The 18,017-nt window shown below is 69.8% G+C and carries 21 protein-coding genes; 8 read left to right on the forward strand and 13 right to left on the reverse strand.

Going from position 1 to position 18,017, the window contains the following annotated elements:
* Positions 1 to 54 precede the first annotated feature (54 nt).
* Together H3309_RS13695 and H3309_RS13700 are read right to left on the reverse strand one after the other, a co-directional pair.
* Complete coding sequence (locus tag H3309_RS13695) at positions 55 to 273, reverse strand: DUF1289 domain-containing protein (protein ID WP_182295239.1); 219 nt, start codon at positions 271 to 273, stop codon at positions 55 to 57.
* Positions 273 to 692, reverse strand: a complete 420-nt coding sequence (locus H3309_RS13700) for an organic hydroperoxide resistance protein (protein WP_182295241.1) — start codon at positions 690 to 692, stop codon at positions 273 to 275. The genes H3309_RS13695 and H3309_RS13700 overlap by 1 nt, the downstream gene beginning before the upstream one ends.
* Positions 693 to 776: 84 nt before the next feature.
* On the opposite strand from H3309_RS13700, the gene H3309_RS13705 reads away from it, so the two are divergent.
* The gene (locus tag H3309_RS13705) at positions 777 to 1,916 is read left to right on the forward strand and encodes an Acg family FMN-binding oxidoreductase (protein ID WP_182295243.1); all 1,140 of its coding nucleotides are present in this window, start codon (positions 777 to 779) and stop codon (positions 1,914 to 1,916) included.
* Here the strand turns inward: H3309_RS13705 and H3309_RS13710 are convergent.
* Genes H3309_RS13710 through H3309_RS13725 form a run of 4 tightly spaced genes read right to left on the reverse strand, consistent with a single transcriptional unit; the run spans position 1,905 to position 5,686 of the window.
* A complete protein-coding gene (locus H3309_RS13710; protein WP_182295245.1) occupies positions 1,905 to 2,447 on the reverse strand; it encodes an ActR/PrrA/RegA family redox response regulator transcription factor in 543 nt (180 codons plus the stop codon). The genes H3309_RS13705 and H3309_RS13710 overlap by 12 nt on opposite strands.
* The gene (locus H3309_RS13715) at positions 2,444 to 3,739 is read right to left on the reverse strand and encodes an ActS/PrrB/RegB family redox-sensitive histidine kinase (protein WP_182295247.1); all 1,296 of its coding nucleotides are present in this window, start codon (positions 3,737 to 3,739) and stop codon (positions 2,444 to 2,446) included. Before H3309_RS13715 ends, H3309_RS13710 begins: the two co-directional genes overlap by 4 nt.
* Positions 3,740 to 3,749: 10 nt before the next feature.
* Entirely contained in the window at positions 3,750 to 5,078 is a 1,329-nt protein-coding gene (locus tag H3309_RS13720; RefSeq protein ID WP_182295249.1) for a PQQ-dependent sugar dehydrogenase, read from the reverse strand.
* Positions 5,075 to 5,686 (reverse strand): ankyrin repeat domain-containing protein, encoded by a 612-nt coding sequence (locus H3309_RS13725; RefSeq protein ID WP_243453735.1) that lies wholly within the window; start codon positions 5,684 to 5,686, stop codon positions 5,075 to 5,077. Before H3309_RS13725 ends, H3309_RS13720 begins: the two co-directional genes overlap by 4 nt.
* A gap of 49 nt (positions 5,687 to 5,735) precedes the next feature.
* Between H3309_RS13725 and H3309_RS13730 the strand changes: the two genes are divergently transcribed.
* Together H3309_RS13730 and H3309_RS13735 are read left to right on the forward strand one after the other, a co-directional pair.
* A complete protein-coding gene (locus H3309_RS13730; RefSeq protein WP_182295251.1) occupies positions 5,736 to 6,353 on the forward strand; it encodes an SCO family protein in 618 nt (205 codons plus the stop codon).
* The gene (locus H3309_RS13735) at positions 6,343 to 6,783 is read left to right on the forward strand and encodes a YcgN family cysteine cluster protein (RefSeq protein ID WP_182295253.1); all 441 of its coding nucleotides are present in this window, start codon (positions 6,343 to 6,345) and stop codon (positions 6,781 to 6,783) included. The genes H3309_RS13730 and H3309_RS13735 overlap by 11 nt, the downstream gene beginning before the upstream one ends.
* Positions 6,784 to 6,862: 79 nt before the next feature.
* Here H3309_RS13735 and H3309_RS13740 read toward each other — a convergent pair whose 3' ends face one another.
* From H3309_RS13740 to trmB, 4 genes are read right to left on the reverse strand one after another with little or no spacing between them, the layout of a single operon-like run.
* Positions 6,863 to 7,297, reverse strand: a complete 435-nt coding sequence (locus H3309_RS13740; protein WP_182298777.1) for a (deoxy)nucleoside triphosphate pyrophosphohydrolase — start codon at positions 7,295 to 7,297, stop codon at positions 6,863 to 6,865.
* The gene (locus H3309_RS13745; RefSeq protein WP_182295255.1) at positions 7,294 to 8,691 is read right to left on the reverse strand and encodes a M48 family metalloprotease; all 1,398 of its coding nucleotides are present in this window, start codon (positions 8,689 to 8,691) and stop codon (positions 7,294 to 7,296) included. Before H3309_RS13745 ends, H3309_RS13740 begins: the two co-directional genes overlap by 4 nt.
* Before the next feature lie 41 nt (positions 8,692 to 8,732).
* Positions 8,733 to 9,665, reverse strand: coding sequence for an acetyl-CoA carboxylase carboxyltransferase subunit alpha (locus H3309_RS13750; protein WP_182295256.1), 933 nt, complete (start codon positions 9,663 to 9,665; stop codon positions 8,733 to 8,735).
* A 9-nt stretch (positions 9,666 to 9,674) separates the two neighbouring features.
* A complete protein-coding gene (trmB, locus tag H3309_RS13755; protein ID WP_182295258.1) occupies positions 9,675 to 10,358 on the reverse strand; it encodes a tRNA (guanosine(46)-N7)-methyltransferase TrmB in 684 nt (227 codons plus the stop codon).
* 90 nt (positions 10,359 to 10,448) lie between these two features.
* On the opposite strand from trmB, the gene H3309_RS13760 reads away from it, so the two are divergent.
* Positions 10,449 to 11,828, forward strand: coding sequence for an aromatic ring-hydroxylating oxygenase subunit alpha (locus H3309_RS13760; protein ID WP_243453736.1), 1,380 nt, complete (start codon positions 10,449 to 10,451; stop codon positions 11,826 to 11,828).
* Here H3309_RS13760 and H3309_RS13765 read toward each other — a convergent pair whose 3' ends face one another.
* Together H3309_RS13765 and H3309_RS13770 are read right to left on the reverse strand one after the other, a co-directional pair.
* Positions 11,829 to 12,080 carry a GlsB/YeaQ/YmgE family stress response membrane protein gene (locus H3309_RS13765; RefSeq protein WP_182295260.1) on the reverse strand — a complete coding sequence of 84 codons (252 nt, stop codon included), beginning with the start codon at positions 12,078 to 12,080 and terminating at the stop codon, positions 11,829 to 11,831.
* Positions 12,081 to 12,112: 32 nt separating this feature from the next.
* Positions 12,113 to 12,835 (reverse strand): lipase family alpha/beta hydrolase, encoded by a 723-nt coding sequence (locus H3309_RS13770; RefSeq protein WP_182295262.1) that lies wholly within the window; start codon positions 12,833 to 12,835, stop codon positions 12,113 to 12,115.
* 95 nt (positions 12,836 to 12,930) lie between these two features.
* Between H3309_RS13770 and H3309_RS13775 the strand changes: the two genes are divergently transcribed.
* Complete coding sequence (locus H3309_RS13775) at positions 12,931 to 13,743, forward strand: ferritin-like domain-containing protein (RefSeq protein ID WP_182295264.1); 813 nt, start codon at positions 12,931 to 12,933, stop codon at positions 13,741 to 13,743.
* A gap of 99 nt (positions 13,744 to 13,842) precedes the next feature.
* Here the strand turns inward: H3309_RS13775 and H3309_RS13780 are convergent, their stop codons facing one another.
* Positions 13,843 to 15,075 carry a dicarboxylate/amino acid:cation symporter gene (locus H3309_RS13780; RefSeq protein ID WP_182295266.1) on the reverse strand — a complete coding sequence of 411 codons (1,233 nt, stop codon included), beginning with the start codon at positions 15,073 to 15,075 and terminating at the stop codon, positions 13,843 to 13,845.
* Positions 15,076 to 15,149: 74 nt separating this feature from the next.
* On the opposite strand from H3309_RS13780, the gene H3309_RS13785 reads away from it, so the two are divergent.
* The 3 genes from H3309_RS13785 to H3309_RS13795 are packed head-to-tail and all read left to right on the forward strand — an operon-like array spanning position 15,150 to position 17,871.
* Positions 15,150 to 16,157, forward strand: a complete 1,008-nt coding sequence (locus H3309_RS13785; protein ID WP_182295268.1) for a phosphotransferase family protein — start codon at positions 15,150 to 15,152, stop codon at positions 16,155 to 16,157.
* Positions 16,154 to 17,362 carry an acyl-CoA dehydrogenase family protein gene (locus tag H3309_RS13790; protein WP_182295270.1) on the forward strand — a complete coding sequence of 403 codons (1,209 nt, stop codon included), beginning with the start codon at positions 16,154 to 16,156 and terminating at the stop codon, positions 17,360 to 17,362. The genes H3309_RS13785 and H3309_RS13790 overlap by 4 nt, the downstream gene beginning before the upstream one ends.
* Positions 17,359 to 17,871, forward strand: a complete 513-nt coding sequence (locus tag H3309_RS13795; protein WP_182295272.1) for an NUDIX hydrolase — start codon at positions 17,359 to 17,361, stop codon at positions 17,869 to 17,871. Before H3309_RS13790 ends, H3309_RS13795 begins: the two co-directional genes overlap by 4 nt.
* Positions 17,872 to 18,017: the final 146 nt, after the last annotated feature.

Consider the following 18,017-nt stretch of genomic DNA (forward strand, 5'->3'; position numbering starts at 1 on the left):
CGTCTGTTAGCGCAGCGCGTCGAATCGGGGAAGGCGGTCAGCGCGGCTTTTTCGTCAGCCGCGTTGCGCCGGACCGGCGCACTTCAACCGTTGCGCCGGACCGGCGCACTTCAACCGTTGCGCCGCGTCGGCGCGGATGCGGCGCCGTTCAGCGTCGTCCGCGAAGGGCCAGCGCTCGATTTCGGGGAGCGTCCGCCCGCAGCCGGTGCACAACCCGCGGCGCACCGTGCAGATGTTGCGGCAGGGGCTGGGGACAGTGCGGGCGGCGAGCATCAGACCGTGGTGAGGTGGACGGGCACATTGCCGCGGGTGGCGTTGCTGTAGGGGCAGACCTGGTGGCCGGCCTCGGTCAGTTCGGTGGCGGTGGCGAGATCGAGGTTGGGGATGTGCACCTGGAGGGCAACCTCGAGCTGGAAGCCGCCACCGTCCTTGGGGCCGATGCCGACCTTTGCCGTGACCTCGACCGGCTCGATCTTCAAGCCGCGGCTGCGGGCGACGAACTCGACGGCGCTGGAGAAGCAGGCGGCATAGCCGGCGGCGAACAATTGTTCGGGGTTGGTGGCGCCGGCCTTGCCGGGGCCGCCCATGGATTTGGGAATGCTGGTGTCGAAATCGATCACGCCGTCGTCGCTGCTGGTGTGGCCGTTGCGGCCCCCGGTGGCGCGGGCGGTGGCGGTGTAAAGGCTGGACATGGGGCTTCTCCTGCGGGACGGTGCTGCCGGGCGATGCTTGCGCTGCTTGTATGACAGGTGCAAGCGCGCAGTGGGAGTGCAGAGATGGCAATCGGGCGACGCGGGCTGATCTGGGGCGCGGGCGGGGCGACCGTGGCGCTGGCGGCGGCGGGCGGCGGCTGGTGGGTGGCATCGCGGCCCCCCGAGACGGCGCGGGAACCCTGGACGCTGGCCGGACCGGTGCCGAAGGATGTGCGGCTGGATGCGTTTCGTCACGCCATCCTGGCGCCGAACCCGCACAACCGGCAGCCATGGCGCATCCGGTTGCTGGGCGATGATGCGGCGCTGCTCCATTGCGATCTCGATCGGCGGCTGCCGGCGACCGATCCGTTCGACCGGCAGACCGTTGTGGGGTTCGGCACGTTCATCGAGCTGGCGCTGCTGGCGGCGACGCAGCGCGGGGTCTCGGTGGCGGTGGAGCCTTTTCCCGAGGGCGAGCCGGCGCCGCGGCTGGACGCGCGGCCGGTGGCGCGGCTGCGCTTTCAAACGACCGGTGTGGCGCCCGATCCGCTGGCGGCGATGATCCCGCACCGGCGGACCAACCGGAATGCCTTCGACCGCGGGCCGGATGCCGGGGCGCAGGCCGCGCTGAGCGCGCGGGGTAATGGCGTGGTGGTGCGGGCGAGTGCCGACCCGGCGCTGCTGGCGGCGCTGCGGCCACTGCTGGCGGAGGCATGGCGGGTGGAACAGGGCCTGCCGGCGACCTGGATGGAGAGCGTGGAACTGACGCGGATCGGGCGGGCGGAGGTGGAGGCGGCGCCCGACGGCATCAGCCTGCTGGGGCCGATGATCGAAGCGCTGCGCACGACCGGGGTGTTGACGCGCGACAGTCTGGCCGATCCTGGCAGCACGGCCTTTTCGCAGGGGATGGCGCAGCAGGTGGCGCTGTTGCAATCGCTGCCGGGCGTGCTGACCGTGGTGACGCCGGACAACAGCCGCGCCGACCAGATCACCGCCGGCAGGGCCTATGCGCGGGCGGCGCTGCTGGCGGTGCGCAACGGGCTGGACCTGCATCCCGCGAGCCAGGCGTTGCAGGAGTTTCCCGCGATGGCGGCGCTATACGCCAGGGTGCATGCGATGCTGGCGCCCAAGGGGAGCACGGTGCAGATGCTGGCGCGGCTGGGGCGCGGGCCCACGGTGCCACCGGCGCCGCGCTGGCCGCTGGCGCGGGCGCTATTTCGGTGAGCGTTTGGCGAGGATGCGTTGCAGGGTGCGACGGTGCATCTTCAGGCGGCGGGCGGTTTCGCTGACGTTGCGGTCGCACAGTTCATACACGCGCTGGATATGTTCCCAGCGGACGCGGTCGGCGCTCATCGGCTCGGTGGGGGGTTCTGGGCGCTCGCCGCTGGTGGCGAGCAGGGCCGAGATGATGTCTTCGGGATCGGCGGGTTTGGCGAGATAGTCGGCGGCGCCTTCCTTCACCGCGGCGACGGCGGTGGCGAGGTTGCCATAGCCGGTCAGCATGACGATGCGGATGTCGGGCCGCATGGCGCGCAGTTCGCCGACCATTTCGAGGCCGTTGCCGTCGCCCAGGCGCAGGTCGAGCACGGCGAAATCGGGTTTCAGGGGGGCGGCGGCGGCGCGCGCCTCCGCCAGGCTGGCGGCGGTGGTGACGGCAAAGCCGCGGCGGCCGAGCGTGACGGCGAGGCGCTGGCGGAAGCTGGCGTCGTCGTCGGCCAGCAACAAGGTGCCATGATGTTCGGCGATTTCGGTCATTCGGCTGCCATCCTGCTTTCCCCTTCGATATGGGCACGTTCCCAGCGCAATTCCACCCGCGCGCCGCCCTGCGACATGTTGGCGAAGCTGAGGCGGGCGCCGGTGCGTTCCAGGAGCGTGGTGGCGATGAAGATGCCAAGCCCGGTGGAGCCGCTTCCCGACCAGCTGGGACCGAGGAAGGGTTCGCCCAGGCGCGGCAGCAGCGCCGGGTCGAAGCCATGGCCATCGTCGGTGATCGCCACCCAGAAATCGGCGCTGTCCTCGCCTGCCTCCAGCCGCACCGCGCTGCGGGCGTGGCGCAGCGCGTTCGACAACAGGTTGTTGAGCCCGTGCAGCAATTCGGGCGAGCGGCGCACCGCCGGCCCGCCGCCGGGTTCCCACATCACGCCGATGGTCACCGGCACGCGCGTGGGTTCGAAGGGTTCGACCACCTCGTGCAGCAGCGCCGGGAGCGGCAGGAAGGGGAAGGGATCCTCGGCTTCGGCGCGCTCGGCGATGCCGGCGAGGATGTCGCGGCTGCGGCGCGCCTCCTGGTTCAGGAGGTGGATGTCGGCACCGAAATCCGGGTCGTTGCCGAGCGCGCTTTCCAGGTCGCGTGCAACCAGCGTGATGGTGCCCAGCGGCCCGCCGAGTTCGTGCGCGGCGGCGGCGGCGAGGCTGCCGAGCGCGGCCATGCGGCTCTCCCGCTCCAATGCCGCCTGGGTCGCCACCAGCGCGGCCTGGCGGCGACGCGCCTCGGCCGAGACCTGCCAGGCGTAAAGCGACAGGAATACCATGCCGAGCGCGATGGCGATGAGCAGCGCGACGCGATACATGTCCGGCAGTTCCAGCGGCACGCCGCGCCAAGGCAGCGGCAGCGACCATTGCCAGAGGATGACGAGCAGCCCGAGCGCGCCGGCCACGAGGAGCGCGGTGGCGCGGGCCGAAAGCAGGGTGGCCGAAATGGTGACCGGCACCAGCAGCAGCAGCGCGAAGGGATTGGCGAGGCCGCCGGTCAGGAACAGCAGCACCGAGAGCTGCGCCAGGTCGAAGGCGAGGTGCAACAGCGCGCTGGCCCCTTCGAGGCGGTCACGGCGGCGGTACAGCCAGGCGAGGCCGAGATTGAGCGAGATGCTGGCGCCGACGGCGGCGAGTGCGCTGGGCCAGGGAATGGGAAAGCCGAGCAGCAGGCCGACGATCAGCAGGGTGGCGAGCTGGCCGGCGATGGCGGCCCAGCGCAGCTGCACCAGCGTGCGGACGCGAACGCCGGGGCGGTCGAGCGCCTGCGCGAGAAGGCTGCGGCTGGAGGTCATTGCGCCATGATCAAGGGGCGGCGCTGACCCGCCAGACGGTGTCGCCGGCGTCGTCGGCCACCAGCAGCCCGCCCTTGGCATCGACCAGCACGCCGGCGGGGCGGCCAAAGGCTTCCTTGCTGTCGCCGCCCTTCAGGAAGCCGGTCAGGACATCACGGGGAGGGCCGGCGGGCTTGCCGTTGGCGAAGGGGACGAAGATGACCTTGTAGCCGGCGAAGGCGTTGCGGTTCCAGCTGCCGTGCTGGCCGATGAAGGCGCCGCTGTTCCAGCCGGCGGGCATGGCGGGGGTGGCGAAGGCGAGGCCGAGCGAGGCGGTGTGGGCGCCCAGCGCATAATCCTTGGGCAGCGATTTCGCCACCATGTCGGGGCGGGCGGGCTCGACGCGGCTGTCGACCACCTGCCCATAATAGCTCCACGGCCAGCCGTAGAAGCCGCCGTTCTTCACGCTGGTCATGTAATCGGGCACCAGATTGTCGCCCAGCATGTCGCGCTCGTTGACGGCGGTCCACAGTTGGCCGCCGCCGGGTTCCAGCGCCATGCCGACGGGATTGCGCAGGCCAGAGGCGAAGAGGCGGCTCCTGCCGGTGGCAAGGTCGAGCGCGTGGATGGCGGCGCGGCCTTCCTCCTCCGCCATGCCATGCTCGCCGATGTTGCTTGCCGACCCGACGCTGACGAACAGGGTCTTCCCATCCGCCGAGAGCAGCAGGTTGCGCGTCCAGTGGTTGTTGTAGCCGCCGGCCGGCAGCGCCATGATCCTGGTGCCCGGGATGGTGATGCGCGTGGCGCCGGGGGTGAAGGCAAAGGCCAGCACGGCATCGGTGTTCGCGACGTAGAGCACACCGGGTTGCGGCACCGCGCCGACGACGTCGCCTGCGAAGCCAGGGCGATACGCCATGCCGAACGGCTGTTTCAGGCCTTCGAGTAGCGTGTGGCGTTCCTCCGCGATGCCGTCGCCGTCCTTGTCGCGCAGCAGCGTGATGCGGTTGGCGCTGGGGCCCTGGCTGCGGGTGCCGTTGAACAGGCGCTGTTGCAGCTTGCCCGACAGGCCCTTGTCGCCGCTGGGCGCGGTGCGGGCTTCGGACACCAGGACGTCGCCGTTGGGCAGCTGATAGAGCCAGCGCGGATAGTCGAGGCCGGCGGCGAATTTGGTCACGCGCCAGCCCGGCGCCGGCGTCGGCGCCTGGCCATCGGCCCAGCCGGTGACGGTGACGGTGCGGACGACGGGGATGGACTGCGCATCGGGCGCGGGCAGTTCGGGGTTGGCGCCGAAGCCCTTGTCCGGCGGCGCGTCGCCGCTGGAGCAGGCGGCAAGCAGCAGCAGCGGCAGCAGCGCCCTCACAGCTTCGGCCCGGTGGTGGGGGCGGACTTCTTCTTCGGCGCGTCGGCCAGCAGCTTTGCCATGGCGCTGTTGCGCCGGTCCTGCGCGGCATAGTCGCGCGCCGACAGGCCGGCGGCATTGTCGGGCCGGTCCGGATCGGCGCCGGCCTCCAGCAGCGCGCGGGCGGTCGGCAGGTCGCGCTGCTGCACCGCCTTGATCAGGGCCGTCTCACCGCGGCCGTTGGCGACATCGACGCCGGCCTTGCCCAGCAGCAGCACGCGGATGCCATCGGTGAAGCCCATCTGAGCGGCGATCAGCAGCGGCGTGTTGCCCTCGCCATCGCGGATGTTCGGATCGGCGCCGTTCTGCAGCATGAAGGCCATCCAGGGCACGTCGCCGCGCCGCGTGACGATGTGCAGCGCCGCCTCCCCCGTGGTGCGGTCCTTGGTGTTGACGAGCACGCTGCCGGGCTTGTCGAGGAAGCCCTTGGCTTTCAGCACGTCCTTTTCGCGCACCGCCTTCAGGAAGTTGAAGCTGTCGGAGAATTGCGCGGCGGCGGGGGTGACGACCAGCGCGAAGGCAATCGCGGCGACTGCGACACGAACCCAGCTTGTGAAAAAACGCATCATCTCTACACCCCGATCAGTCCATCCCACCGCTTAGCCTTAAGGTCGTTCGATGAACAGTCGCTTGCCCCGCCTGCCGCTGATCCTTCTTGCCGCAGCGCTGTTGCTGCTGGGCGGGCTGTGGGCGCTGCGCTCGATGAACCCGCCGGTGCCGGCGGGGAACCTGGCCGGCGCCAGCATCGGCGGGCCGTTCACGCTGGTGGACGGCGATGGCCGGACGGTGACCAGCGCCACGTTCGACGGACGGTATCGGCTGATGTATTTCGGTTATACCTTCTGCCCGGACGTGTGCCCGGTGGATACGGCAAAGCTGGCGGCGGGATACAAGGCGTTCGAGACGGCGGAACCGAAGCGCGCCGCGCAGGTGCAGCCGATGTTCGTGACGGTCGATCCGGCGCGGGACACGCCGGCGGTGGTGAAGGCCTTCGCCGCCGCCTTCCACCCGCGGCTGCTGGGGCTGTCGGGGTCGCCGGAGCAGGTGGCGGCGGCGCTGAAGACATTCCGGGTCTATGCCAACAAGGTGCCGGGCAGCGCGCCGGACGCCTATCTGGTCGACCATCTGGCGGTCTTTTATCTGTTCGGGCCGAAGGGGGAGCCGATCGCCTTCCAGGTGGGCAAGGAGGCGACGCCGGAAACAGTGGCGGCGATGCTGAAGACCTATGTCCGCTGAGCTGCCCGGCGGGCGTTTCTGGGAGCGGAAGTCGCTGGCGCAGCTGTCGCGCGCGGAATGGGAATCGCTGTGCGACGGCTGCGGCAAATGCTGCCTGCACAAGCTGGAGGATGAGGAAACGGGCGAGATGTTCGGCACCAACGTGGCGTGCCGGCTGCTCGACCGGCACGCGGCGCGCTGCACCGATTATGCCCGGCGCAAGACCCTGGTGCCCGATTGCGTGCGGCTGACGCCCAAGCTGGTGCGGACGCTGGACTGGCTGCCCTCCACCTGCGCCTATGTGCGGGTGGAGGCGGGGCTGCCGCTGCCGGAGTGGCACCATCTGCTGACGGGCGACCGGGAGAGCATCCATCGCGCCGGCGCCAGTGTTCGCGGCTGGACGATCAGCGAGGTGGATGCAGGCGAGCTGGAGGATCATATCCTGGAGTGAGGGGGTTGCGGCCGCCGGCATTGCTGCTCGCTGCGCTCGCGCCCACCCCCGACCCCTCCCGTGAACGGGAGGGGAGTGATTACAGCAGCGCGGCGATCTGGCCCAGCAGCGGCTTGTCGGCGGCGGGCATGTCGAGCGTCCAGAGCTCGTTGACACGGAGCCAACGCAGCGCCTGGCCCTCGCGCCCGCGCGGCGTGCCGCGCCATTTGCGGATGGCAAAGGCCAGCAGGATCAGGTGGAACCGGTCATAGCCATGGCTGGCGAAGCCGATCGGGGCGAGGCAGCTTTCATGCGTGTCGATGCCCAGCTCCTCCCGCAGCTCGCGCACCAGCGCGGTTTCCGGGGGTTCGTCGGGTTCGAGCTTGCCGCCCGGGAATTCCCACAGACCGGCCATCGGCTTGCCGGCCGGCCGCTGCGCCACCAGCACGCGGCCGTCGGCATCGACCAGCGCGGCGCAGGCGACAGTGAGGATCGGCTGCGAACGCGGGCTGCCGCCGGGGCAGTCGGCGGTTATTTCCACACGATCAGCTTCACCCGGTCGCCGGGGCGGACCCGCTCGATGCCGTTCAAATTGGTGAAGCGGGCGACCGGATTGTCGCTGACCGCCATGCGCGCGGCGAGCGACTGCACCGTTTCGCCGGGCTTCACCGTGACGACGTCGATGATGCGGGTGCGCACGCTGCCGGCCTCGGCCGGGGAGAGCCGGCGGAAGCTGTTGACGAGGCGGTCGAACTGGCCGCCGTCGCCAGCCGGCGCGATGGTGCGGATGACGAAATTCTGTTCGCCGAAGCGGTAGGCGGCGATGCCGACGTCGACCGTGCCGCGGTTGGTGTTGAGGCGCGCGCTGCTGAGCGCGGCGTCGAGGCCGTTGATGGTGGTGCGGCGGGTCTGCGCGTCCGGCACCTGGCCGTTCAGCATGCCGGCCCAGGTCTGGCGCACGCTGTCCTCCGGGTTGGCGGCGGGGGCACCGGCGAAGACGAAATTGGCGCCGCTGCTGCTTTCGCCGGTCACCGCCTGCGTGCCGTTGTTGAGCCGGAAGCCGCTCGGCGCGTCGAAGGCTAGGCGCAGGCCGGGGTGGCGGAAGCTGCTGCCCTGCACCACGCCCTGGTCGGCGCTGTCGCCGAACGGCATGCCGTCGATGGCGTTCAGGAAGGCGTCGCGGTTGACCGGGCGGGTGCCGGGCGCGATGCCGGTCTTCTGCGCCAGCGCCTGCGTGCGGCGGACGCGGTCGGTGGTGACAGGGTGGGTGCTGAACCAGCTGCTGATGCCCCGCGCCTCGCCCTGGCCGGAGGAGGCGTTTTCGCGCGCCAGCGCCGCGAGCATCGAGGGCGTGGCAAAGGGGTCATAGCCGGCGGCGGCGCTGTAGCGCATGCCGAGCGCGTCGGCCTCGTTCTCCTGGGAGCGGGAGAAGCCGGCGACATAGGCGCCGGCGCCATAGTTGGCGAGGGTGCCGACGAGGTCGGAACCGGTGATGGCGCCGGCGAGGCCGGCGAGCAGCCCGCCGACGCCGGCGCGCGTGTTGCGGCTCTGGCTGTGCTGCGCGGCGACATGGCCGACCTCGTGGCCCATGACGCTCGCCAGCTCCGCCTCGCTGTTCATGATGGCGAGCAGGCCGCGCGTGACATAGATGAAGCCGCCGGGCGTGGCGAAGGCGTTGGGCACGGTCGAGTTGAGCAGCGTGACGGTATAGTCCTCCGGCCGGGTGCGCGGGTTGGACTGGACGGCAACGCGCTTGCCGACGCGGGTGACATAGTCGGCGAGGGGCCCGGACATGGCGCCACCGAACTGCTGCACCAGTTCCTTGCTGGCCTGCGCGCCCTGCTGCCGTTCCGAAGGGGACAGGCCGGGGGCATATTGCGCCAAGGCGGGGGTGGCAATCAGGATGGTGGCGAGAAACAGGTGACGCATTGATACCTCCGGGCCGGGATAGTGCCGTTGTTCGGCCGAATCTAAAGAATCGGCGAGGTCAGGAATCGTTCCCGGCGGTTGGCCTTGACGGTGGCGGCAGGCTGATTGTGGAGCGCGCGCAGCTCCTCCTCGATGGCGTCTCCCAAGGAGCGGATGGCGGCCGCCGGCGCGCGGTGGGCACCGCCGGGGGGCTCATCGACGATGCGGTCGGCGACGCCCAGGCGAAGGAGGTCGGGCGCGGTCATCTTCATCGCCTCGGCGGCGTCGGCGGCCTTGCCCGCGTCACGCCACAGGATGCTGGCGCAGCCTTCCGGCGAGATGACCGAATAGACGGCATGTTCGAACATCAGCACGCGGTTGGCGGCGGCCAGCGCGACGGCGCCGCCGCTGCCGCCCTCCCCCACGATGGCGGTGACCAGCGGCACGTCGAGGTCGAGGCAGGCCTCGGTCGCGCGGGCGATGGCCTCGGCCTGGCCGCGCTCCTCCGCCTCAATGCCGGGGAAGGCGCCCGGCGTATCCACCAGGGTGACGACGGGCAGGCCGAAGCGGCTGGCCATGGTCATCAGCCGGATCGCCTTGCGATAGCCCTCCGGCTTGGCCATGCCGAAATTGTGGGCGACGCGGCTGGCGGTGTCATGGCCCTTTTCATGGCCGATCAGCATGACGGCCTGGCCGCGGAAGCGGGCGAGGCCGCCCTGGATCGCCGGATCGTCGGCAAAGGCACGGTCGCCGGCCAGCGGCGTGAAATCGCTTACCAGGCCGGCGGCGAGCGAGCTGAAGCGCGGGCGGTCGGGGTGGCGGGCGACCATGGTCTTTTGCCAAGGGGTGAGCTTGGCGTAGAGGTCGCCGAGCAGCTTCACCTTGCGGCCGAGCGCGCGATGGAGATCTGCGCCGCGGGCGGGGTCGCCCATCAGCAGGGCGATTTCGGCATCGATCGCTGCGACGGGCTTTTCGAAGTCCAGAAGGCTGGGCATGGCCTCTGCCTAAGCGGGAACGCGGACGTAGTCCAGCCGCCAGACTTCATGGCCGAGGGCGCGGGCCTTGGCGGCGAAGCGGGTGTCCGGCCAATCCTGCGGCACGTTTTGCCAGTGAAACGGCGTTTCAGCGGTCCATTCAAAATCCGGACGGGCAGCCATGACCATCAGCGCGTGACGGAGATAGCGGGGGTGGTCGGTCGCCAGCTTGAAATGGCCGCCGGGTTTCAGCTTGGCGGCGATCAGGTCCATCGGGCCGGGGTTGACGAAGCGGCGCTTGGCGTGGCGCGCCTTGGGCCAGGGGTCGGGATGGAGCAGCCAGACGGTGGACAGGCTGGCATCGGGAAGGCGTTCCAGCACGTCGAGCGCGTCACCGCGGTGCAGGCGGATGTTGGTGAGGGCTGCGTCGTCGATGTCGGCCAGCAGCCCGGCGACGCCGTTCAGGAAGGGTTCGGCGCCGATATAGCCGTCGCCGGGGTTGCGCACAGCCTGGAAGGCGAGATGCTCCCCCTTGCCGAAGCCGATTTCCAGGTGAAGCGGGCGTTCATCAGTGAAAAGACGTCGCGCGGAAAGCGGGCCTTCGGGAATGGCGAGCGTTGGCAGCAGGGTTTCGATCAGCCCGGCCTGCCGCTCCCGCAGCGGATGGCCCTGGGCGCGGCCGTAGAGGCGACGGATGGAGAGCGGGTCGGTCATCCGTTGCCCCTATCAGCCGCAGGCACCCCGCAAAAGTGGCCGCTTCACGCTGCGCCGCGGCGTCGCCACTATGGCAGGGTCAGGAGTTTCATGATGGCCGACGCCGACGCCGCACGCGATTTCACCCATGCCAACAGCCCGGGGCCGAGCGTCGCCGAGATCCATGCGCGCGACCATCCGCCGGTGCCGGCGAAGCTGGGCGACGACAGCTGGCGCGATTTCGGCACCGCGCCGCTGGCGGCGAGCCGTTACACCAGCCCGGCCTTTTTCGCGCTGGAGAAGGAACGGATGTGGCCGCGCGTCTGGCAGATGGCTGCGCGCGACGAGGAGTTTCCGGAACCGGGCGACCTGGTCGTTTATGACAATCTGGGCAAGTCGGTGATCCTGGTGCGGCAGGCGGACGGTGGCGTGAAGGCGTTCTGGAATGTCTGCCTGCATCGCGGGCGCAAGCTGCGGACCGAGGCCGGCCATGCCAATGAGCTGCAATGCCCATTCCATGGCTTCACCTGGAACAATGACGGCACGCTGAAGCAAATCCCCTGCCGCTGGGATTTCGCGCATCTGAGCGACGAGGCGATGACACTGCCCGAGGTGCGGGCCGAGCGCTGGGCGGGATACTGGTTCGTCAACTGGGACGGCAGCGCGCCGCCGCTGAACGAGTATCTGGCGCCGCTGCCCGAGCATTTTTCGCACTGGGGGCAGGAGCGCAATTTCACCGCGGTGTGGGTGGGGAAAGTCATCAGGGCAAACTGGAAGGTGGTGGCGGAGGCGTTCATGGAGGCGTGGCATTCGATCACCACGCACCCGCAGATCCTGCCCTTCACCGGGGACAGCAACAGCCGCTATGCCATCTGGGGCGATCATGTGAACCTGGCGCTGACGCCGTTCGGGGTGGCCAGCCCGCATCTGGGCGATATCGAGCAGGCGGCGATCATCGACGCCTTTTCGGGCGGGGCCGGGCGCAACAACGAGGAGGCGGCGCCGCTGGTGCTGGCACCGGGGCAGACGGCGCGGGCTGCGCTGGGGGCGCGCAACCGGGAGGGGTTCGCGGCGCTGGGCTATCCGGAGGCCGCGCAGGCGAGCGATGCCGAACTGCTGGATGCCTGGACCTACAATGTGTTCCCGAACATCTCGCCCTGGGGGGGTTATCTTTCGAACATCAGCTATCGCTGGCGGCCCTGGCCGGACGAGAATGCGACGCTGATGGAGGTGCGGGTGCTGGCGAAGGCGCCGGCCGACGGCCCGGTGCCAAGGGCGGCGGAGATGGTCTTCCTGAAGGAGGATGAGCCCTGGAGCAGCGTCACCGCCTGGGGCCGGCTGGGCGGGGTCTATGACCAGGACATGGCCAACCTGCCCTATGTCCAAGAGGGACTGCACTCATCGGCGAACGACCGGGTCGAGCTGGGGCATTATCAGGAAAGCCGGATCCGGCATTTCCATGCGACGCTGGATAAATATCTGGCGCGATAACTATTTGTTGCCCACGACCTGCCGCCAGACCGCCAGCACGAGAATGGCGCCGAGCGTCGCGCCGATGAAGCCGGTCCATTCACCGTCGGCATACCAGCCGAGCTGCTTGCCGATCCACGTGAAGACGGCGGCGCCGACGATGCCGAGCAATGTGGTGAACAGGCAGCCCTGCGGGTTGCGCGGGTCGGACGAGATGGCGCGCGCGAGCAGGCCGGCGACGAAACCGATGATGATGGCGCCGATCCAGCTCATGATGCCTGCTCCCCTGATGACAGGGAAAGAGGTTAATGCCGCGCGAGCCTGTCGGCAACCACACGAATGGCGGCGGGATTCCAGCCGAGGCCGCTGTGGGTGCCTTCGATGGTGACATTTTCCACCAGCGGCCCGTCGGGCGCGCGGGAGGCGCTGCGGTCGATCACGCCGTCGCCGCGGGCGGTGACGGCGGTGAAGGGGACGGGCGGCAGCGCGCCGGGCCGCCAGTCGATCGGGGCGGCATCGATGCGGTGGCCGGCGACACGCTGATAGAGCGGCCAGGCGTTGTTGGCGTAGAGGTCGCCCGAGACCGGTGACCCCAGCGTGATGACCTGGCGCACCATCGAGGCATGGCGGCGGGCGAGTTCGACCGCGAACAGGCCGCCGAGGCTCCAGCCGACCAGGGCGACCGGTGCGGAATGCGCTTGCGCCAGGTCTTCGACGCGCGCTTCGAGCGTTTCGAAGAGGCCGGGGCGCAGGCCGAGGTTGCGGCCCAGCCCCCAGCCGTGGACGCGGTGGCCAAGGCCGGACAGCACCGAGCGCAGTGGCGCGGTGGCCCAGTCGCCCGACAGGAAGCCGGGCAGCACGAGGACGGTGCGGGTGGGCCAGCTGGGCAGGTTGGCGATCAGGCGCGAGCGCTGCCGCATGAAGGCGATGAAATTGACGGGCGAGCGCACCTCCCCCAGCAGCGCCAGCGGGGTGGGCCGCGGTGCCTGGGGACGAGGGGTGGCCGGATTCGCGCGCATCGCTGTCATAAAAACGCCATAGACTGAACCAAGGGTGAAGGCCATGGGCTGAAATGCCGCGCGCCGCCCCCATATGGCGCCTAACCATGATCAGGATCGGGCCGATGCGCTGGACTTTGGATGATATCGACTGGGCAGGATTCGACCCCGCGCGGGTGGATCCCGACCTGCTGGCGGTGGTGAAGACCGCGTCCTTGGTGGAGGCGAATGCCGCCGACTATGTCGCCTATCTGCGCAATGTCTTTGCCGATGACCCGGACTTTGTGGCGGCGGCGGTGCAGTGGGGCGTGGAGGAGGAGCAGCATGGCGCGGCGCTGGCGCGCTGGGCGGAGCTGGCAGACCCGCGCTGGTCGGCGGCGGCGGCGCTGGCGGATTTCCGCGCCAATTACCGGCTCGACCTGGACACCGATGTGTCGATCCGTGGCAGCCGGGCGCAGGAGATGATCGCCCGGCAGGTGGTGGAGACCGGCACCAGCAGCTTCTATTCGGCGATCAGGGACGCCAGCGCCTGCCCGGTGCTGCGCGAGGTGGCGGGGCGGATCGCGGCGGACGAGTTCCACCATTACCGCCTGTTCCGCACCCATGCCGAGCGTTATGCGGCGGGCAAGCTCTCGCTGTGGGCGCGGGTGAAGACGGCGTTGACGCGGTTCCAGGAAGCCGAGGATGACGAATTGGGCTGGGCCTGGTTCGCCGCCAATGTGCGGCCGGCGCAGCCCGATGCGGTCTATGCCGCCCGCGACTGGGGCGCCGATTATTGGGTGCGCGCGATGGCGCTGTATCGCCGGCCGCATATCGACAATGGCGTGCGGATGCTGCTGCGCGCGGTGGGACTGGCCCCCAACGGCGTGCTGTTCCGGGGCGTTTCGGCGCTGTTGTGGTTCGCCACCCGGCGGCGGGCGGCGGCACTGGCGGGTTAGAGCGAGTCTCGATCTGATTGCATCAGATCGGCCGCTCTATCTCTTTGTTTCTCCGCATGGGTTTCCGATGCTGGTGATTGCACAGACACGGAACATGCTCTAATCGGTCTTTCGTTCGCCGCGCGCCGCGATGGTGGCGGCGGACACGTCCGCCACCACATTGCCGATGGTGCGGAACAGGTCGGGCAGGATTTCGACCGCCAGGAACGGCACATAGATTTCCGGCGGCACGCCGAGCACGGTGCCGATCGGGATGAGGGCGGCGAAGAAGGTGATCTGGCTGGGCAGGCTGACCACGGTGAAGCTCATCAGCAGCGCGGTGGCGGCGGCGGCGATCAAGGCGCCGGTGCTGTAGTCGATATCCAGGATGGCGGCGCAGTAAAGAACGACCGCCATGTTGGCCATCGGGCTGGTGATGCGGAAGGTGGTGACGGCGAGCGGCAGGGTGAGCCGCGTGACACGGTCGGGCACGCCAAGCTCGCCGCTGGCCTTCACCATCAGCGGCAGGGTGGCGAGCGAGCTTTGCGTGCCGAGGCCGACGGCGAGCGCCGGGCCGAGCGCGCGGATGAAGCGCAACGGCGGCACGCCGCCCCACACCCAGGCAAGCAGCCATGCCAGCAGCAGCGACAGGATGCACATCAGCGAGACGAAGCCGACATAGTGGACGAGGGTGCCGACGCCGGCGACGCCGGCGCGTTCGCCCAGGCCGAAGGCGAGCGCGAACACGCCGAGCGGCGCCGCCCACAGCACCCAGCCGACGATCACCAGCATCGCATCCGCCAGCGCGTCGATCGGGGCAAGCAGGGCGGCGCGGCGTTGCGGCGACAGGGTGAGCGCGGCGAAGCCGAGGGCGAGGCCGAAGATCACGATCTGGAGCATGGAACCGTCGGCCAGCGCCTTGAAGATGTTGGGCGGGATCAGGCCGTTGACCCATTGGCTGAGCGGCGGCGGGCTGGGCAGCGTGGTGCCGGGCGGGATGGCGGCGGCGAGGCCGGGCGGCGGCGGGGAAAGGGCGAGAAGGGCCGGCCCGGCGGTGATGGCGAGCGTGGCGGACAGCAGCAGCATGACGGCGAAGATGCCGAGCGAGCGGGCGGCGAGGCCGCCGGCGCGGGCGGTGTCGGCGGCGGAGGCCAGCCCGCTGATGAGGAGCGCGAGCACCAGCGGGATGACGGTGAGTTTCAAGGCGTTGAGCCAGAGCGTGCCGATGGGGTCTGCGAGCGCCAGCAGGCTGTCGCCGCGTTCGGGAATCAGCGCCGCCACGGTGACGCCGGCGGCGAGACCCAGCAGGAGGCCGGCGAGGGTGCGGAGCGCGGCGGCGGTGGTGGCGGTCATCGCACCCTGCATAGCGGGCAGGTGGCGAAAGGGAAGCCGTTGCGGTCGGCGGTGGGCATGGGCAAGGGGCGGGGATGGCAGAGGATTGGGATGCGATTGCAGGCTGGCTGGCGGCGCGGGGGCATCGCCTCGCCGGGCCGGGGGAGCGGCTGGCGGGTGGGCTGGCGAACCTGAACTATCGGGTGGTGGTGGACGGGCGGGATGCGGTGTTGCGGCGGCCGCCGGGGGGTGTGCTGGCCGCGGGCGCGAGCGACATGGGGCGGGAGGCACGGGTGCTGCGGGCGCTGGCGCCGGTGCTGCCGCTGGTGCCGCGGCTGCTGGTGTTTTGCGATGATGCCGGCGTTATCGGTGTGCCGTGGCAGCTGATCGAGTGGCGGCCGGGAGTGGCGGTGGGCGGGTCGCTGCCGCCGGGGTTCGCCGCCACGGATGGCGGCTGGATGACCGACGCGCTGCTGGAGGCGATGGTGGGGCTGCATGCTCTGGCTCCGGAGGCGGTGGGTCTGGGTGCTCTGGGCCGGCCGGGATTCAAGGCGCGGACGCTGGCGGGCTGGGCGCGGCGGGCGGAGGCGGCATTCGGGGATGCGCGGCCGGCGGGGCTGGATGGGCTGCTGGCGCGGCTGGCGGCGGAGGTGCCGGACGATGCGCCGCCGCGGCTGCTGCACATGGACCTGAAGTTCGACAACCTGCTGCTCGATCCCGGAGCGCGCTGCGCCACCGCGCTGATCGACTGGGACATGGGCACGCTGGGGCCGCCGGGGTTCGATCTGGCGGTGCTGCTGAGTTACTGGGCGATGCCGGGCGACCCCGTGGATGTGCACGCGCTGGGGGCGGTTCCCAGCCTGACGCCGGGCTGGCCGACGCGGGCGGCGGTGATCGCCGGCTATGCCGCGCGGGCGGGCGGTGTGCCGGATCATCTGGGCTGGCTGCTGGCGCTGGCGCGGCTGCGGCTGGGGGTCGCGTGGATGCAACTCTATCGCTTGTGGCAGCGGGGCGATCTGGCGGGGGATCGCTATGCCGGGTTCGAACGTCAAGCAGGCGCGGTGATCGCGCATGCGGCGGATGTTTATGGAGAGACGGCATGATCGATTTCACCCCGCCGCGCGAAACGCTGGCGCTGGCCGCGAAGGTGCGGCGGTTCGTGGCCGAGGAGATCGTGCCCTATGAGCGCGACCCGCGGCTGACGCAGCATGGGCCGACGGACGATTTGCGGCGGGAGATGGTGGCGAGGGCCCGGGCGGCGGGGTTGTTGACCTTGCAGGCGCCGGCGCGGTTCGGCGGCATGGAGTTCAGCCATCTGGACCAGGCGGTGATTTTCGAGGCGGCGGGGTGGAGCACGCTGGGGCCGGTCGCCATGAACTGCGCGGCGCCGGACGAGGGCAACATGTTCATCCTGGGGAAGATCGCCAGCGAGGAACAGCAGGAGCGCTGGCTGCGGCCGGTGATCGAGGGCCGGGAGCGGAGCGTGTTCGCGATGACGGAACCCGATGGCGCGGGGAGCGATCCGGCGCAGTTGAAGACCGAGGCCGTGTTCGACGGGACGCATTACACCATCAACGGGCTGAAATGGCTGATCACGGGGGTGAATGGCGCCAAGACCTGGATCATCATGGCGAAGCTGCTGCCCCATGATTTCGGCAACGATGGCCCGACGCTGTTCCTGTGCGATGGTGACACGCCGGGGATCGAGATCGAGCGGGTGATGAACTCGATGGACCGCAATTATGTGGAGGGGCATGGGGTGGTGCGCTTCCGCGACCTCAAGCTGCCGGCGAGCGCGCTGGTGGGGGAGGCGGGCGCCGCGTTCCGCTATGCGCAGATGCGGCTGGCGCCGGCGCGGATGACACACTGCATGCGCTGGCTGGGGGCGGCGACGCGGGCGCATGTCATCGCGCTCGACCATGCGCGGCGGCGGACGGCGTTCGGCAAGCCGCTCATCGAGCATCAGGGGGTGAGTTTCATGCTCGCCGACAATGAGATGGCGTTGCAGGCGGCGCGGCTGGCGATCTGGCATACCTGCTGGCTGATGGACCGGGGCGTGAAGGGGCGGCACGAGAGCAGCATGGCGAAGGCGAGCGTCAGCGAGGCGCTGTTCGCGGTGGCGGATCGCTGCGTGCAGATCCTGGGCGGCATCGGCGTGACGGATGAGACGGTGGTGGAGATGATCTGGCGCGACATGCGGCCGTTCCGGCTGTATGACGGCCCGACCGAGGTGCATAAATATGCCATCGGCCGCACGCTCAATCACAAAGGCACGGGCATGACGGCGCTGTTCGAGGATGCGGCGTGAGCGTTGCCTGGGAGGGGCGATTCATCGAGGCGCATGTGGTGCCGCACGGGCGTGGCGGGCAGTGGGAATATGTGAAGCGGGTGGGCGGCATCGGGGCGGCGGTGATCCTGGCGCTGACCGACGCAAACGAGATTGTTCTGGTGGAGCAGTATCGGCCGCCGCTGGGGCGGGCCTGCATCGAGCTGCCGGCGGGGCTGGTGGGGGATGTGACCGCGGGCGAGGCGGTGCTGGACTCGGCACGGCGCGAGCTGATCGAGGAGACGGGCTTTGCAGCCGCTGAGTGGGAGATGATCGGCGAGTTCGCCTCCAGCCCGGGGATGGTGGGGGAGACGTTTCACCTGTTCCGCGCCACCGGGTTGAGCCGCGCGGGCGCGGGCGGCGGGGTGGATGGCGAGGGGATTGAGGTGCATGTGGTGGCGGTGGATGCCATGCCTTCCTTCCTGACCGCGGCGCGGGCAAGAGGGTGCGCGATCGACACGCGGCTGTTGCTGACCTTGCGACTTGTCTGACCGTCACTGCCGGATCGGCGCGAAAGTGGCAGGGTTATTGAAATTACAAATGGGCAGCATTTTCGACTGCGAACCCTGCTCTTTGGCTTCCATAATGATACACCCACTATTCCCTCGGGGCAATTTTATTACTGTCTTCCGAAAGT

This window comes from Sandaracinobacteroides saxicola (genome assembly GCF_014117445.1).
GTDB lineage: Bacteria > Pseudomonadota > Alphaproteobacteria > Sphingomonadales > Sphingomonadaceae > Sandaracinobacteroides_A > Sandaracinobacteroides_A saxicola.